The organism is Devosia sp. 1635, assembly GCF_013185955.1.
In the GTDB taxonomy this organism is placed as follows: domain Bacteria; phylum Pseudomonadota; class Alphaproteobacteria; order Rhizobiales; family Devosiaceae; genus Devosia.
Genome location: NZ_JABAOM010000001.1, coordinates 688,449 through 703,735, shown reverse-complemented (window position 1 = coordinate 703,735; position 15,287 = coordinate 688,449). Strand labels below are relative to the sequence as shown.

Genomic DNA, 15,287 nt, shown 5'->3' with positions numbered 1-15,287 from the left:
AGGACCAGTTATGACCACTGAACATGAAATTCGCTTCGCCATCGACCCGGTCAGCGCGGCCACCATGAACACCGAGGAATTGCGGGAGCATTTCCTGATCGAGAGCCTGTTTACGCCGGGCGGAGTAAACTGGACCTATACCCATTATGATCGCATGGCCGTGGGTGGCGCCATGCCGGCAGGCTCGCCGCTCACGCTTGAATCCATTGCGCCTACTGGCACGGCGGCTTTTCTGGATCGGCGCGAACTGATTGCCGTTAATGTTGGCGGGCCCGGCAGCATCGAGGTGGATGGCACCAGGCACGAACTCGCGCCGCGCGACATGCTTTATATCGGCATGGGCAGCCAAGCGGTCAGCTTCGCTTCGGCCGGCGAGAGCGAGCCGGCCAAGTTCTACCTGCTGAGCGCACCGGCACATGCCGGGTACCCGACCAAGCTCATCCGGCAGAGCGACGCCAAGCGGCTCGACCTCGGCAGCCAGGAAACGGCCAACGAGCGCTCGATCTTCCAGTTCGTCAACGCCGATAGCGTGCAGACCTGCCAGTTGGTGGTCGGGCTGACGAGCTTTGCCCCGGGTTCGGTGTGGAACACCATGCCGGCCCATGTGCATGACCGGCGCATGGAAGCTTATCTCTACTTCGATCTCAAGCCCGATGCGCTGGTGGTGCATCTAATGGGCGAGCCCGAAGAAACCCGGCACCTGATCGTGCGCAACGAGCAGGCGGTGATTTCCCCGCCCTGGTCGATCCATGCAGGCGCAGGCACGGGGTCCTACACCTTTATTTGGGCGATGGCCGGCGACAATGTCGATTATACCGATGTCGAGAAGGTCGGCATGGATCAACTGCTGTGACGGACCTTTCGGCATTCAGCCTTCAAGGCAAAACGGTGGTGGTGACCGGCGCCAATACGGGGATCGGCCAAGGCATCGCAGTATCGGTTGGACGGGCCGGCGCGCGCGTGATCGGGGTTGGCCGATCCAGCATGAATGAAACTGCGGGGTTGCTGGCGGAACTGGCGGCCCCGTTCGTGCCAGTGCAGGCAGACCTGAGTTCAACCAGCGCCGCCCAAGCCATGTTCGATGCCGTCTGGGACCAACATGGCCCGGTGGATGGGCTGGTCAACAATGCCGGCATCATCAGGCGGGCCGATGCGGTTGACCTCACGGAAGCCGATTGGGACGATGTGATGGACACCAATCTCAAGAGCATGTTCTTTCTCTGCCAGGCTTTAGGGCGAAAGGCGCTGGCGGCGAACCGCCCGGCGCGCATCGTCAACATCGCGTCCATGCTCAGCTTCCAAGGTGGCGTGCGGGTGGCGAGCTATACGGCGTCCAAGAGCGGCGTGCTCGGCATCACCCGGCTGCTGGCCAATGAATGGGCTGCGCGGGGCATCAACGTCAATGCCATTGCCCCCGGCTATATCCAGACCAACAATACCGCCGCCCTGCGGGCCGATCCGGAACGTTCGGCTGCGATCCTCGGGCGGATTCCAGCGGGGCGCTGGGGTGCCCCTGCCGATATTGGCGAGGCGGCAGTGTTCTTGCTGTCAAACGCTGCAAACTACATGCATGGCGCTGTCATCCCCGTGGATGGCGGCTGGCTCGCGAGGTAATGAAATGAAGCTCTTTGCACAGGCCGAAGAAACCCCTTGGACCGAGCTGGGCCCCGGCAATAAACGACGGGTGCTGATCCACTCCGACGAACTGATGCAGGTCGAGTTCGCCTTCGAAGCCGGTGCGATCGGCGCCTTGCACAGCCATCCCCATATCCAGGTGAGCTATGTGGCGGAGGGCTCGTTCGAAGTCACCATCGACGGGGTAACCCAAACCGTCGGCCAAGGGGGCAGCTTCATCGTGCCGTCAGGGCTGGTCCATGGCGTCAAGGCGCTTGAGCGGGGCCGCCTCGTGGATGTGTTCACGCCACATCGTGCCGATTTCCTCTAAGCAGTTCTGCGCCCCTGCGGTCTGCCGATGAAAAGCGCTGATTATTGAACGTCTCGGTCACCTCGGAGGCGTGAAAACTAGTTTGCGCTGTGCTAAGCGGCAACGGTCTGAAATTTCGGAGCTGCAGCATGGAACGGCTGATCGACACTTTCGAAGCGATTGTGGGACCGGGACATGTGCATGTAGGCGAGCGAGCCACCCGCCGCTTCCGCAAGGGCTATCGTTACGGCGATGGAGAAATCCTGGCTGCGGTGCGGCCGGCGACGCTGCTCGAGCAATGGCGGGTGCTCGAGGCCTGCGTTGCGGCCGATGTGATCGTCATCTTCCAGGCGGCCAATACGGGCCTGACCGGCGGGTCAACGCCGGCAGGGAACGATTATGACCGACCCATCGTCATCATCAACACGATGCGGATCGACCGGATCGACCTGATCGAGGACGGGCGCCAGGTGATCGCCCTGCCCGGCGCCACCCTAGACAAGCTGGAAAAAGCGCTCCGCCCCATAGGCCGCGAGCCGCATTCCGTTATTGGCTCGAGCTGCATCGGGGCGTCGGTCACGGGCGGGGTGTGCAACAATTCGGGTGGCTCGCTGATCCGGCGTGGGCCGGCCTATACGCAGTTTGCCCTTTATGCGCAGGTCGATGCCGAAGGACGATTGCAGCTGGTCAACCATCTGGGCGTGGCGCTGGGCGATGATCCGGAGACGGTGCTGTCGCGGCTGGACCGCAAGGATTATCGGGACAGCGACATCACTCATGCGAGTAATCAGTGGGCCTCGGACAAGCAATATTGTGAGCATGTGCGCGATATCGATGCCCCAACTCCGGCGCGGTTCAACGCCGATCCGCGGCGGCATTATGAGGCTTCGGGCTCGGCCGGCCGCATCGGCGTGTTTGCGGTACGGCTCGACACCTTCGAGGCGGACAAGGATGTGACCGTGTTCTATATCGGCGCTAATGACCCCAATACGTTGGGGGAGATCCGGCGCGATATCCTCGCCAGGTTCGAGAACCTGCCGATTGCCGGGGAATATATCCACCGGGAGGCCTATGAGACCGCGCAGGTCTACGGCAAGGATTTGTTCCTGTTCATCCGCGCCTTTGGCACCGACAATGTGCCCAAGGCCTATGCGGCCAAGAGCTGGTTCGATGGCCTGACCGAGCAGTTGCGGCTCGGCTCCACCATTGGCGATCATGTGCTGAATGCCCTGGCGCGGCTATGGCCGGAGCACCTACCCAAGCGCATGAACGAGTATCGCGACCGCTATACCCATCACCTGCTGCTCAAGATGGGCGGGGATGGCGTGGCCGAAGCACGCGAGTATCTGGCGGCGCGCCTCCCAAGTGGGGATGCGGACTTTTTCGAATGCACCAAGGAGGAAGGGGAAGCTGCGTTCCTGCATCGCTTCGTGGTGGGTGGTTCAGTGGTACGCTATCGCGCCACGCACAAAAAGACGGTCGAGAATATCGTGGCGCTCGATGTCGCCCTGCCCCGCAATGCGGTTGATTGGTTCGAAACCCTGCCGGCCAGCATCACCGAGCGGATCGAGCGCACGATCTATTGCGGGCATTTCTTCTGCCACGTGCTGCACCAAGAATATTTGGCCAAGAAGGATGTGGATTGCCACGCGCTCGAAGAAGAGATGCTGGCGATCCTCGACACGCGCGGCGCGCAGTATCCGGCCGAGCACAATGTGGGGCACCTCTACAAGGCGCAGCCGGCGCTTGAAGAGTTTTACCGGAGCCTAGATCCGACCAACAGCTTCAACCCCGGCATCGGCAAGACCTCGCGCAAGAAGATGTGGGCGACCTGATCAACCCGGTTCCGGCTGGGCCGCGCCGAGTTCGGTCTTGGCGCGGTGTTCGCGCAGATAGATGATGAAGCTGGAAGCCAGGATGATGGCCGCTCCGAGCAGCGTCAGCGGGCGTGGCAGGTCGCCAAAGAACAGATAGCCCAGGATAATGGCCCAGGGCAGCAGCGTGTACTGCAGGGGCGCGATGGTTGCCGCATCGGCCAGCTTGACCGCACGATTGACCCCGATATGGGCTACCATGGCCACAACGCCGAGCGCGCCGAGCAGCAGGAGGTCGGGCGCGGTTGGCGTGGTCCAGCTGAAGGGGGTCAGCACCAGGCCGGCCACCAGTGCGCCCGCGAGTTGGAACAGCACCAGCGTAGTATCGGGCGTGCCGCGCAGGGTGCGGCCGGTGATCATCATCAGGGCAAAGGCCAGCGTGCCGACCAAGGCAGCGCCCAGCGCGATGAAATTGATCTCACCGGAGGGGGTGAGCGCAACGAGCACGCCGACAAAGCCCAGGGCGATGGCGGCCCAGCGCACTGGCCCGACCTTTTCCTTGAGCAGGATTGGCGAAAGGGCTGCGACATAGATGGGCGCGGCCAGCCAATAGGTCATCACGTCGGCGAGCGGCAGGTAATACACCGCCCAGTAAAAGCAGAACACTTCTGCGGTAGAGAACACGACGCGCATGAACTGCAGCCAGGGGCGCTCAGCCGAAAGGATCGGGCGCAGTCCCGCTTTCCACAGGAAGGGTAAGAGGATCAGCAGCGCCACGGCGGAGCGCAGCAGCAGGACCTGACCGACCGAATAGGTCGAGACCAGCCACTTGCCCATCGCATCATTGAGCGAGAACAGGAACATCGCCAGCAGCATGACGAGCACCCCCATTCGAGCGGGGGACATGGCTGGCTTAGATGTGGTCACGTCACTTCTCCGTCGGCGCCTGAGCGGCGGTGGATGGCATCGGGGCGGGTAAACAACTCAGGCAGAAGCTCAAGCCCCAAGCCGGGCGCGTCGGTGACCGAAATCTCGCCTTTGCTGACGAGGGGCAACGCGGTCACAAGTTCGGTGTACCAGCCGGTGTAAAAGGCTCGCACGGACTCCTGGATCAGGGTGTTTCGCGCATGGAGCGAAAAATGGCAGGAGGCCATGAACACGACGGGACCCGTGCAATCATGGGGCGCCACGGGGATGTGGTGGGCTTCGGCGAGGGCAGCGATTTTTCGGGCTTCGGAGAGGCCACCGCACCAGGACAAATCGAGCATGGCAACGCCCGCGACACCGGTCGCGAGATAGTCGCGGAAGGCATGGGGATAGGCCAGCGTTTCAGAGGCACAGATCATCGCATCGGAATGGGGCGCATAGGCCTTGAGCGTCTCGAGGCTATCCATGCGAACAGGATCTTCGTGCCAGAAGGTGTCGTAGGGCTTGAGCGCGCGGGCGATGCGCTGGGCGGCCGGCAGTTTCCACAGTGAGTGGAACTCCACCATGATATCCATCTTGTCGCCTACCGCCCGGCGTATGCGCTCAAAGGGCGCCAGAGCGATCGTGAGCTCCTCGGCAGAGATATCCAGGCCATTGGTACGCTCGGCCGCCAAGTCGAAGGGCCAGATCTTCATGCCGGTGATGCCCTGCTCGAGCAGGGAGTGGGCTAGATCGTCGGCGCGGTTGAGGAATGCGTCCAAGTCTTCGTATGGACCGGGGGCGGCTTCGCCCATGCCCCAATTGGCAACACTTTGCGCGCGCGCATCGCGGATGTAACGGTAGCCGGCGCAGGTGTTGTAGGTGCGGATCTTGTCGCGCGACTTGCCACCCAGGGCCACCGAGATCGGCACCCCAAGCACTTTGCCGAAGATGTCCCAAAGCGCGATATCCACCGCGGAATTTCCGCGTGTTTCCACACCGGCCCCGCGCCAGCCAAGATAACCGATCAGGTCCCGATTAATGGCTTCGATCTGCAGCGGGTCACGGCCGATCAGTTTTGGCGCAACTGTCTCGTGGATATAGGCTTCAACGGCTGCGGCGCCCATGAAGGTTTCGCCCAGACCGCTCACGCCCTCGTCGGTGCGCAGAATAATCCAGACAATGTTGGCAAATTCGGCAAGCCGAAGCGTTTCGACGCCGGTGATCTTCATCTAGGCAATCCGGGAGCGGTTGTCCGCGCCGTGCTGAGTAACGAGCAGCGGATTGGGTAGGCCATAAAGGTCAAACAAGAGGCGGGACCGTAGCACTGGTCCCGCTCCGTTCTGCGCTCGCGGGTTTAGCCGCGGATTTCAGTCAGAGCAGCGTTGACCCGCTCAACCACCTCGGCACCGATGGTGGCGGCGCTGCGCTCGTAGACGCCCTGCACGGCTTCGCGGATCTTGGCCATGTTCTCTGGCGAGATGTCGTTGACCTCAAGGCCCGCATCCTTGATGCGCTGGAGCGACTGCTCGGAAAGCGTGCGGCTGGCCTTGCGCTGCACGTCGCGGCCAACCACGGAGCATTCCTGCAGGATCTGCTGCTCTTCGGCCGAGTAGGTGTCAAAGATCGGCTTCGAGAACAGGACCATGAACGGCGTATAGGCGTGGCGGGTGTTGGAGACGTAATCCTGCACTTCAAAGAAGCGCGAGGTGTCGATCGTCACATAGGGGTTTTCCTGCGCATCGATGGCGCCGGTTTCGAGGGCCGTGAACACTTCGCCGAATGCCATTGGCGTGGCGTTGGTGCCCAGCGTCTGGAAGGTATCGAGGAAGATGTTGTTCTGCATCACGCGAACGCGCATGCCCTTGAAGTCCTCAAGGCTTTCCACCGGACGCAGCGAGTTGGAAAGATTGCGGAAGCCGTTCTCCCAATAGGACAAGTTGACCAAGTTGTGCTTGGGCATCATGTCGGCGATGTACTGGCCGAACTCGCCATCCAGTAGCGCATCAGCTTCCTGTTCGCTCGAGATCAGGAAGGGCAGATCAAACACGCCCAGTGCCGGCTCGATGGCGACAAGTGGCGAGCTTGAGGAGATCACCATTTCCAGCGTGCCTGAACGAAGGGACTGGGCGGACTGCAGATCGTCGCCCAGCGCCGAGCTCCAGAAGGCGTTGACGGTCCAGGCGCCGTCGGTGCGTTCGGCGATGCACTGGGTCATCGCGTCGACGCCGTCGCCCACCGGATGATCGGCGGCAATGCCGTTGGCGATGCGGATAGTGCGCTGGGATACTTCGGCGCTGGCCGGGACGGTCAGGGCCGCGATCAGGGTTGCCGATACGCTTGCGGCAAGAAGTGCCTTGAGTGTCATGTGGTTGTCCTCCTCTTTTGGACGTCGTTCTTTAGTCGTCAGGTCCTCGCGGCGGGGCTAGCGCAGCCAGCGCAACGGCGTGAGGACAAGTTCTGGAAACAGTACCAGCAGCAGCAGCACAAAACAGTGCGCCAGCAGGAACGGCATCACGCCGGTGATAACCTTGCCAAGGGGCACGCGCGCTACGCCGCTCACCACATTGAGCACGACACCAACGGGCGGCGTCAGCAGGCCGATGCAGTTGTTCATGATGAACAGGACGCCGAAGTAGACCGGGTCGATACCGGCCTGACGCACGATGGGCATCAGGACCGGGGTAAGAATGAGAATGGTGGGGGTGAGATCGAGCGCCGTACCGACGACGAAGACCAGCACCATGATGAGCAGCATCAGGAGCAGTTGGTTGCCCATCACCGGCTCAAGAATACGGGTGATCTCGCCCGGGATATTGGCGCTGGTGATGAGCCAGGCGGACACCAACGCACCAGCGACGAGGAACAGGACAACCGATGTGGTCTTGGCGGCGCGCAGGAACACCCAATAAAGATCGACAAGCTTGAGTTCGCGATAGATGAACAGGCCGACGAACATGGCGTATACGGCGGCGATCACACCAGCCTCGGTTGGCGTGAAGATGCCGAAGCGAATGCCGCCCAGAATGATCACGGGCATCATCAGCGCCCAGCCAGCACGCAAGGTGGCACGGCCGCGGGCACCCCAATCCTGCTTGGGCAGGACCTCGACGCCATCCCGACGCGACACGATGGACCAAGCAACTAGCAGCGCCACCGCCATCAGCAGGCCCGGCACGATGCCGGCCAGGAACAGCTGAGTGATCGACACATTGGCGGCCACGCCAAAAACGATGAAGGCGATGGAAGGTGGGATCACTGGGGCGATAATGCCCCCGGCTGCGATCAAGCCAGCAGAACGAGGCACGTTGTAGCCGGCCTTGCTCATCATGGGGATCAGGATGGCGGCCAGCGCTGCCGTGTCGGCGGCCGCAGAACCCGACAGCGAGGCCATGATCAGGGCTGCGAAGATGGCGACAAAGCCGAGGCCGCCACGGAGATGCCCAACAAAGGAGATGGCGAAATCGATGATGCGCTTGGACAGGCCACCCGCATTCATCAACTCACCGGCGAGGATGAAGAACGGAATGGCCAGCAGAATGAAGCTGTTGGTGCCATCGACCATGTTCTGAGCGACGATCTGCGGATTGAAGATGCCCATATAGGTCATGAGCACGATGCCGCAGAACATCAGCGCAAAGGCGATCGGTGCGCCGATGGCCATGGCGCCCAGCAGTGACGAGAGGAATACGAACAGCGTCATTCGCCGCGCTCCAGCAAGCTGTCGATACTCTCGTAGTCACCCACGAACTGGGCGATCTCGCCTTCGGTCACCCGGCCGGTGAAAATTCGGAACAGCCGCCAGATCGCGATCACACCAATGCCGGCCGCGGTAAAGAAGGTGACACCGAACACATAGGCTAGGGGCATGCCAGCGACTGGCGAACGCATGGAGGCGTTGATCGGCGCCTGCATCCAGGTGCCCCAGAACAGAACCACCACGCAAAACAGGATGAGGATGTTGGTCAGCGCCATGCAGATGATGCGGCCACGGCGACCGAACCGCCGGACCAGCGTTTCGACACCCAGATGACCATTCTCACTGAAGGCCAACACGGCCCCAATAAAGGTGAGCCAGACAAAGAAGAACCGGCTCATTTCCTCGGAAATGACCAGGCCGGAATTAAAGCCGTAGCGAAGCACGACATTGAGAAAGATCATGGCCGCCATGCCTGCAAGCAGCAGCACAAGGGATACCTCGATGATCCTGCCGATGCCCGAAGTGAGCCGCCTCATGGCAAGCATGCCCCGAGCGTGGCGAACGGAGTCGCATTGGTCACGATGATCTTCTCCCCACGGCCTGCCGCACATTGCGGCCTGCCGCTCTCCCCTCACGACTGCCCTGGACAGCCGTCAATATAGACAACGGCTTAAATGACAGCGTATGTCATTGTCAACGGCTCACCTGCTGCGGGCGGGTGCATTTGGAGGGGCGATGGGGGAAAATGGCAGAAGTTACAGAGCGGTAACGCTTAAGGATGTTGCGGCCGCTGCTGGTGTAAGCGTTATCACCGCATCTCGCGCTTTGCGCACGCCTGACATAGTGTCCGGGCTTGCTTTGGCGAGGGTAAAAGAGGCCGTTGCGAGTCTCGGCTATACACCTAACCAGGCAGCCCGCGCGCTCGCATCCGCGACCACCTCGACCATCGGGGTGATCATCCCATCCCTGACCAACCAGGTCTTTGCGGAGGTGCTTCGGGGTATTTTCGACGCGGCGGAAGGCACAGCTTACCAAGTGCAGCTGGGCAATTCGCGTTATACGAACCGCAAGGAAGAAGAGCTTCTGCGCTTGTTTGGTGCACAACGTCCCGCGGGGCTCGTGGTCGCGGGAATCGATCAAAGCGAGTTGGCGCGTGCCATGCTCGACAGCTTCGGCTGTCCGGTGGTGCAGATCATGGACATCGGCGCCAGCCCGATCGACATGATGATCGGGTTTGACCACCGGGAAGGCGGGCGCGCCGCGGCGCGGCACCTGCTGGAGAAAGGTTATCGGCGTATCGGTTTCATTGGAGCCCGTATGGACCCGCGCGCGCAACGGCGGCTAGAGGGATATCGGGACGTTTTGCAAGCTGTCGATCTGTTTGACGAAAGGCTGATCTATACCAGCCCGCACCCATCTTCGGTCACCCGAGGCGCGGAGATGCTCGCCGATTTTCTGGAACTGGTGCCGGATGCAGATGCCGTATTCTGCAACAATGATGACATGGCCCTGGGCGCCCTTTTCGAGTGCCAGCGGCGACATATCCGGGTACCGAGCCAGTTCGGCATTATGGGCTATAACGACCTGGAATATGCTGCAGCTAGCGCGCCGAGCGTGTCATCGATCCGCACGCCGCGCTACGAAATGGGGCGCCAGGCGATCGGAATGATCATTGCCGCCGCCAATGGCGAGCGCCCTGTGCCCGCGGTGGTGAACCTTGGTTTCGAGCTCAAGGCGAGAGACAGTACGGATCGTCAGATCCGCGACTGACGCCAACCTATCGCCCATGAAAAAGGGGCCCGAGCGAACTCAAGCCCCAGACATTCTCGAGACGTATTGGTCGCCTATCGGGAGTTCCGGCCAATGACGGCGCCCGTCGCGCCACCGGCGACGCCACCGACAACGGCGCCGGGCGTGCCAGCGACCGCGCCGCCGACAACTGCGCCAGCGCCAGCGCCAATCGCAGCGCCAGCGACAGTACGCTCAGTGGTGGTGCACGCAGTAAGGGACATGGCCCCAACAAGGACCAAGGCAATAGGTGCAATCTTCTTCATGTTTTCCTCCGGAGGTAAGATGGAGAGTGAACCACTAAAATCCTATGTGGTTCCAACCGAGATTGCCGCAACTTAGATCAAAGCCGCAAGGATTGTCGTTGAGCGAGTGGGACTTATCTCCCTGGATTGCCGAAATGGGCTCCTGGCGTCAGCCGGTTGTAGTGTAGGTGGCTAGCAACCAGGCCTTCAGCTCGGACTTATCCAAAATGGAAGCGGGCAACTGGTTGGGCAAGGCAAAGCCGTGCCGGCGCAGCGTCGCGCTCAGCGCGAGAGCGCGGTTTTGCGGGTTGACGACCTGCATTGTTCGTTCTGCGATCTCTGCCGCGAGGGTCTTGGACATGCGTTTTGTCAATGTTTCACTCCGAAGCTGACAGGCGCCAGTGAACGTAAAGCACGAGGCCAGCTTCTGTATGGCACTTCACTCTCGCGGGTTGAACCGGCAGAGCATGTTAACGGGCTGGAGACGAGCCTTGCGGCTGTGCGATATCATCCTATCTGGAACAAGTGCATGGCTCGCCGTGGGGAGATAGAAATGACCAACAAGTTCCGAACCTCCATTGTGTCCCTCAGGGCGATGGTGCCCGAAACGGCATTCACCGCCTCGACCCTGGGTACGATCCGCGAAGGCAGCGGCGTCGTCATCAACACCACGGGCCTGGTCCTGACCATCGGATATCTCATCACCGAGGCTGAGGAAGTATGGCTGACCACGCATGACGGGCGGGTTGTCTACGCCCATGTGCTCGGCATCGACCAGCAAACCGGATTTGGCCTCGTCCAGGCTTTGGGAGAACTGGATCTCCCGGCCCTTAACCTTGGCAGTTCCGGTGCCACCAAGTTGGGCGATATCGGCACTATAATCGATGGGGAAGGCAGTGAGGTGCTGACCGAGATTGTCGCCAAGCAGGAATTCGCCGGCTACTGGGAATATCTGCTTGATGAGGCGATCTTTACCGCCCCATTCCACCCTTCCTGGGGCGGGGCTGCGCTGGTGGATCCGCAGGGTCAGCTGATCGGACTGGGTTCGCTGCGCCTGCAGATGCTGCAACTCGGGCGCACCACGGACATCAATATGTTCGTGCCGATCGATTTGTTGAAGGACATCCTTGATGACCTCGTCAACCTCGGGCGGTCGCGGAACGAGCCTCGCCCGTGGCTAGGCGTGTTCACGGCCGAGCAGAACAACGAGGTGATCGTGATGAGCGTCGCCGAGCACGGCCCCGCTGCAGACGCGGGGCTCAAGAGCGGGGACATCATCAGTGAGCTCGACGGCCATGCTATCAATGGCCTGAGTGATTTTTACCGCAAGCTTTGGACCACGTCCCCGGTGGGCTCCGAGTTCGCCTTACGCCTGGTCCGAGACGGGAGAGACAATTGGGTCCGGGTAAAAACCGCGGACCGCAACAGCTTCCTGCAAAAGCCGCAACTGCAGTAACGAACAACGCCCCTGCCCGGAGGTATCGGAGCGGAGTGGGATCAGGAGGTAATTTCTCGAACAGCCAAGTCGGCCATGGCCAGGATGGCGTCGCGAGACTTTGCCGCCGCGATGAACCGCCCATTGTGGCAGAAGCTCGCGCCCTCGACGCCGCAGACGGCCTCGAGATCGCCATTGGTCAGGCCAGCCCATGCGGCGGGAAGATCCGCTCGGAGCTTGAATTCGCCTTGCACGACGGGAATGCCGCCCAGGCACCAATCCTTGTCGCGGGGATGGACCACAAAGAGCAGGTGGTCGGCACCTGATTTCGCGATCGCTGATCGGTATGGCATGCCTTGGGGAAGCTCTAGGATCCGTCCTGAGCCGGCTGTTTCGATGGCCTGCAAAACCACTTGCTCCGCGCGCAATTTGGCAGCCCTGCGAGCGACATTGCCCTCAACAAACCGGCTGACAATGGCGAGAGCTTCGGCAAAGGCTCTGTCTTCGCTGGCTGGATCGGCCTGATCAAAGGGGGGCTTGAGACTATCCAGCAAAGCCGGCAGGGTCAGTTCGGCCAGGGCCCCCGCGACGCTGGCGCTGAGCGCGCCATTGTCCATCAGGTCGACCGGGAGAACGAATTCCCTGTCAAAGGAGGCGTGCACCTCATCCAAATTGGCGTCGACGATCCCTGAGGCACGGAGATAATCGCGTCCGTAGTGCTTCCAGACCAAGCCAAAGGAGCTGAACGGCTCGCCGCTGTCCCGAACCGGCGCACCGCGCTGATGGTGATCGAAGATCTGTGCTGCGGCATCATAGGCGCCGCCAACATCGTAGATGATGCGGTCTTGGGCGGGAGTAATCCACTGTGCAGTGCGGGAGCGGACCAGTTGCGCATCGGGGAAGAGCCGGGTCAGAACCACGCTGGACAGGAGTTCGTCGGCGTGAAAGCCACCGGAGTGAGTAACGAGAAAGTTCGGCTGCAAAACGGGAACGCGCCTTTCTTGGGCAAAGCGATACCGCGCCTAGCATCTGGCTCGCCGATAAACCAGTGGCGCATGGCAACAAAGTGTCGGAGGCGCCAAGCTCTACCCCGAATGGCGGATGATCAGAAGCGCAGGATTCAGCGAACAGCAGCCGATCGCTGGACCGGCCGCTCGGGGCGAATTGTGCAGTCTTCTGGGTCAACGCTGGCTTGGCTATCGGCTGGCGAAGTAGGGGTTTTCCGGGAAATCGCCTACCAAGCAGCGCGAGAAGCCGCGGGTGCCGGGCCGATAATCGAGCCGCACGCATGCCGCACGGCGGTCAGCTTCCGGAAACGCGGCGACATAGCCGCGGCCGGGCCGCAGCGCCGCGACGGAATCCACATTTCCCCTGGCGGGTGGCGGTTCGACGAGCCGAACCACTGGCTGCGGCTGAACAATAACCGCAGTTGGTGGTGATAAGACCACGACGCGCTCTCGAGACGCAGAACAGCCTGCCAGTGCCACAGCGGCTGCGAAGACTACAAGGACTTTACGCATGATGATCACCTCTGCTTGAAGAACACCCGTCTTATTGGTTTGTTCCCGAGCGCATTGAGGTGCAATTTCTGCTTATTTATGCGAGTATTTCTACAGTGACCGACGCGGTCCCGGAGCCGATCATGCCGATGGCCTGGGCAGCGCCTTTGGAGAGGTCGATGATCCGGCTGCCGACGTAAGGTCCACGATCATTGATCCGCACGATGACGGACTTGCCGTTCTTCTTGTTGGTCACACGAACCTTGGTGCCGAACTTGAGGGATTTGTGAGCCGCAGTGAGCTGGTGCATATTGTACTTCTCACCATTAGCCGTGGTGCGCCCGTGAAAGCCGGGGCCATACCAGGAAGCCACACCTGACAAAGTGCTGTCCTTGGCGAAGGCTTGTGGAGCCATTGGAACTGCGGCGAGGGTGAGGGAAAGCGCAACGGCGGCGGCTTTGAAAATCTTCTGCATTAAGGGAACGATATCTCGCTGTTGACGTTGAGGTCAGCATTAAAGGGATCGTTGCGGCCTCAATTGGCGGACAGAGCGGCTGGATTAGGGTGATTCTGGGACCCTGCCGCATTGCGTCCTTATTGTAGGGCGTTGCTGCCCAACATGCGTCCAAACCGGGATCGTCAACCCTGCGACAGGTGTGCCTGGTCGACGCAGGTCGCGGTATAGCTTGACATTGAGGACGCTCGCCAGGCGCCCCTGTAACCTGTGCTCGCACGTACCAGCGGAGATGTTGGACCTGGTGGGAACAGGGATTTAGCACTTCAATGCCGCGGGAAAGCCCGCACTACAGGGCTCGGGAGATCGGGAGCGGAGCACGCAGCAAAGAACACGAAACTACCCTTGATGCACCCTCTCTATCTCGTGACCGGGGAGCGTCTTGCGGGTCGGCCAGCCGCAACTATCTAAGGGTCAAGCCGGTGCGCGATCCCCTCCTCGCGGCCGCCGGCGAAAAGAAGGCCCTGGCGCTGTTATAGCTGCCGGGGCCTTTGTTTTTGTGCAGTCACCTGACCCTGAGTGGTCGGGCTCAGAAGGTCTTAGCGCCGTTAACAAACAGGCGCACGGAATACAGTGTCGTTGTGGCGCAGATAAAGAGCCGGTCCCGCTTGGGTCCGCCAAAGCAGACATTGGCGACCACTTCGGGAATGCGCACCTTGCCGATCAGCGTGCCGTCGGGATCATAAACGTGCACGCCATCCGCAGCCGAGGTCCAGATGCGGCCATCGGTATCGAGGCGGAAACCGTCGAACAGCCCGGCCGTGCAATCCGCAAAGACCCGACCGCCTGAGAGCGTGCCATTCTCGCCGACTTCGAACACGCGCATATGGGCCGGGTTCTGCGGGCCATGGGTGCGGCCGGTGTCGACGACGTAAAGCAGCTTTTCATCGGGCGAGAACGCCAGGCCGTTTGGCTTGACGAAGTCATCACAGACAATGGTGAGTGCGCCGGAAGCGGGATCGATCCGGTAGACATTGGACGCGCCGATCTCGCTTTCGGCCTTGTTGCCCTCGTAGTCAGAATCGATGCCATAGGTCGGGTCGGTGAACCAGATCGAGCCGTCTGACTTGACCACCACGTCATTGGGGCTGTTCAGCCGCTTGCCGTTGTAGTTGTCGGCAAGGACCGTGATGGAGCCGTCATGCTCGGTGCGGGTGACGCGGCGGGTGCCATGTTCGCAGGTAACAAGGCGACCCTGGCGGTCAACGGTGTTGCCGTTGCCGTTGTTGGCGGGCTGGCGGAAGACGCTGACGGCGTCACTGGCCTCATCATAACGCAGCATGCGGTTGTTGGGCGCGTCGGACCAGACGAGGTAGCGCCCGGCCGGGAAGTAGGCGGGACCCTCGGCCCAATGGCAGCCTTGGTAAAGCTTATGGACATTGGCCGTGGTGCACGGCAGGCGCGCAAAGCGTTCGTCCAGAATCTCATAATCCGATGCAGCCAAAATACCCTCCTCCGAGAT

Annotated in this window: 16 protein-coding genes; 6 read left to right on the top strand and 10 right to left on the bottom strand. The window is 61.2% G+C overall.

Annotated elements, in window-relative coordinates:
- The first annotated feature begins 10 nt into the window (after positions 1–10).
- The 4 genes from kduI to dld all read left to right on the top strand — a co-directional run bounded on the left by kduI (position 11) and on the right by dld (position 3,759).
- Entirely contained in the window at positions 11–853 is an 843-nt protein-coding gene (kduI, locus tag HRU92_RS03490; RefSeq protein ID WP_172123017.1) for a 5-dehydro-4-deoxy-D-glucuronate isomerase, read from the top strand.
- A complete protein-coding gene (kduD, locus tag HRU92_RS03485) occupies positions 850–1,614 on the top strand; it encodes a 2-dehydro-3-deoxy-D-gluconate 5-dehydrogenase KduD (RefSeq protein WP_173087582.1) in 765 nt (254 codons plus the stop codon). Before kduI ends, kduD begins: the two co-directional genes overlap by 4 nt.
- Positions 1,615–1,618: 4 nt before the next feature.
- Positions 1,619–1,945: a cupin domain-containing protein gene (locus tag HRU92_RS03480; protein WP_248306945.1), complete on the top strand. Its 327-nt coding sequence runs from the start codon at positions 1,619–1,621 to the stop codon at positions 1,943–1,945.
- Positions 1,946–2,073: 128 nt separating this feature from the next.
- Positions 2,074–3,759, top strand: coding sequence for a D-lactate dehydrogenase (gene dld, locus HRU92_RS03475; protein ID WP_172123015.1), 1,686 nt, complete (start codon positions 2,074–2,076; stop codon positions 3,757–3,759).
- Here dld and HRU92_RS03470 read toward each other — a convergent pair whose 3' ends face one another.
- The 5 genes from HRU92_RS03470 to HRU92_RS03450 form a co-directional block, all read right to left on the bottom strand.
- Positions 3,760–4,644 (bottom strand): DMT family transporter, encoded by an 885-nt coding sequence (locus HRU92_RS03470; protein WP_210258623.1) that lies wholly within the window; start codon positions 4,642–4,644, stop codon positions 3,760–3,762. It abuts the gene before it with no gap.
- Positions 4,645–4,661: 17 nt separating this feature from the next.
- Positions 4,662–5,876, bottom strand: coding sequence for a mandelate racemase/muconate lactonizing enzyme family protein (locus tag HRU92_RS03465; protein ID WP_127752727.1), 1,215 nt, complete (start codon positions 5,874–5,876; stop codon positions 4,662–4,664).
- 125 nt (positions 5,877–6,001) lie between these two features.
- On the bottom strand, positions 6,002–7,012 hold the full coding sequence (locus tag HRU92_RS03460) for a TRAP transporter substrate-binding protein (RefSeq protein ID WP_172123014.1): 1,011 nt from the start codon (positions 7,010–7,012) through the stop codon (positions 6,002–6,004).
- 57 nt (positions 7,013–7,069) lie between these two features.
- Positions 7,070–8,347, bottom strand: coding sequence for a TRAP transporter large permease subunit (locus tag HRU92_RS03455; RefSeq protein ID WP_127752725.1), 1,278 nt, complete (start codon positions 8,345–8,347; stop codon positions 7,070–7,072).
- Positions 8,344–8,880, bottom strand: a complete 537-nt coding sequence (locus HRU92_RS03450) for a TRAP transporter small permease (RefSeq protein ID WP_127752724.1) — start codon at positions 8,878–8,880, stop codon at positions 8,344–8,346. Before HRU92_RS03450 ends, HRU92_RS03455 begins: the two co-directional genes overlap by 4 nt.
- Positions 8,881–9,079: 199 nt before the next feature.
- Here HRU92_RS03450 and HRU92_RS03445 point away from each other — a divergent pair, with 199 nt between their 5' ends.
- Positions 9,080–10,114: a LacI family DNA-binding transcriptional regulator gene (locus HRU92_RS03445; protein ID WP_172123013.1), complete on the top strand. Its 1,035-nt coding sequence runs from the start codon at positions 9,080–9,082 to the stop codon at positions 10,112–10,114.
- A 74-nt stretch (positions 10,115–10,188) separates the two neighbouring features.
- Here the strand turns inward: HRU92_RS03445 and HRU92_RS03440 are convergent, their stop codons facing one another.
- Both HRU92_RS03440 and HRU92_RS03435 read right to left on the bottom strand, forming a co-directional pair.
- Positions 10,189–10,398 carry a YMGG-like glycine zipper-containing protein gene (locus HRU92_RS03440; RefSeq protein WP_127752722.1) on the bottom strand — a complete coding sequence of 70 codons (210 nt, stop codon included), beginning with the start codon at positions 10,396–10,398 and terminating at the stop codon, positions 10,189–10,191.
- A gap of 148 nt (positions 10,399–10,546) precedes the next feature.
- The gene (locus tag HRU92_RS03435; protein ID WP_172123012.1) at positions 10,547–10,738 is read right to left on the bottom strand and encodes a hypothetical protein; all 192 of its coding nucleotides are present in this window, start codon (positions 10,736–10,738) and stop codon (positions 10,547–10,549) included.
- A gap of 192 nt (positions 10,739–10,930) precedes the next feature.
- Between HRU92_RS03435 and HRU92_RS03430 the strand changes: the two genes are divergently transcribed.
- Entirely contained in the window at positions 10,931–11,833 is a 903-nt protein-coding gene (locus HRU92_RS03430) for a S1C family serine protease (protein WP_172123011.1), read from the top strand.
- A 41-nt stretch (positions 11,834–11,874) separates the two neighbouring features.
- Here HRU92_RS03430 and HRU92_RS03425 read toward each other — a convergent pair whose 3' ends face one another.
- The 3 genes from HRU92_RS03425 to HRU92_RS03415 all read right to left on the bottom strand — a co-directional run bounded on the left by HRU92_RS03425 (position 11,875) and on the right by HRU92_RS03415 (position 15,269).
- Positions 11,875–12,795: an MYG1 family protein gene (locus tag HRU92_RS03425; protein WP_172123010.1), complete on the bottom strand. Its 921-nt coding sequence runs from the start codon at positions 12,793–12,795 to the stop codon at positions 11,875–11,877.
- Between the two features lie 613 nt (positions 12,796–13,408).
- The gene (locus HRU92_RS03420; RefSeq protein ID WP_248305264.1) at positions 13,409–13,726 is read right to left on the bottom strand and encodes a septal ring lytic transglycosylase RlpA family protein; all 318 of its coding nucleotides are present in this window, start codon (positions 13,724–13,726) and stop codon (positions 13,409–13,411) included.
- A gap of 628 nt (positions 13,727–14,354) precedes the next feature.
- The gene (locus HRU92_RS03415) at positions 14,355–15,269 is read right to left on the bottom strand and encodes an SMP-30/gluconolactonase/LRE family protein (protein ID WP_173087580.1); all 915 of its coding nucleotides are present in this window, start codon (positions 15,267–15,269) and stop codon (positions 14,355–14,357) included.
- Positions 15,270–15,287 lie beyond the last annotated feature (18 nt).

Bases quoted from the DNA above. Each gene is read 5' to 3' on its own strand.
- HRU92_RS03450 (WP_127752724.1), bottom strand. From the start codon at position 8,880: ATGAGGCGGCTCACTTCGGGCATCGGCAGGATCATCGAGGTATCCCTT.
- HRU92_RS03440 (WP_127752722.1), bottom strand. From the start codon at position 10,398: ATGAAGAAGATTGCACCTATTGCCTTGGTCCTTGTTGGGGCCATGTCC.
- HRU92_RS03460 (WP_172123014.1), bottom strand. From the start codon at position 7,012: ATGACACTCAAGGCACTTCTTGCCGCAAGCGTATCGGCAACCCTGATC.
- HRU92_RS03470 (WP_210258623.1), bottom strand. From the start codon at position 4,644: ATGTCCCCCGCTCGAATGGGGGTGCTCGTCATGCTGCTGGCGATGTTC.
- HRU92_RS03430 (WP_172123011.1), top strand. From the start codon at position 10,931: ATGACCAACAAGTTCCGAACCTCCATTGTGTCCCTCAGGGCGATGGTG.
- HRU92_RS03435 (WP_172123012.1), bottom strand. From the start codon at position 10,738: ATGTCCAAGACCCTCGCGGCAGAGATCGCAGAACGAACAATGCAGGTC.
- HRU92_RS03455 (WP_127752725.1), bottom strand. From the start codon at position 8,347: ATGACGCTGTTCGTATTCCTCTCGTCACTGCTGGGCGCCATGGCCATC.
- HRU92_RS03465 (WP_127752727.1), bottom strand. From the start codon at position 5,876: ATGAAGATCACCGGCGTCGAAACGCTTCGGCTTGCCGAATTTGCCAAC.
- HRU92_RS03420 (WP_248305264.1), bottom strand. From the start codon at position 13,726: ATGGCTCCACAAGCCTTCGCCAAGGACAGCACTTTGTCAGGTGTGGCT.
- HRU92_RS03445 (WP_172123013.1), top strand. From the start codon at position 9,080: ATGGGGGAAAATGGCAGAAGTTACAGAGCGGTAACGCTTAAGGATGTT.
- kduI (WP_172123017.1), top strand. From the start codon at position 11: ATGACCACTGAACATGAAATTCGCTTCGCCATCGACCCGGTCAGCGCG.
- HRU92_RS03480 (WP_248306945.1), top strand. From the start codon at position 1,619: ATGAAGCTCTTTGCACAGGCCGAAGAAACCCCTTGGACCGAGCTGGGC.
- dld (WP_172123015.1), top strand. From the start codon at position 2,074: ATGGAACGGCTGATCGACACTTTCGAAGCGATTGTGGGACCGGGACAT.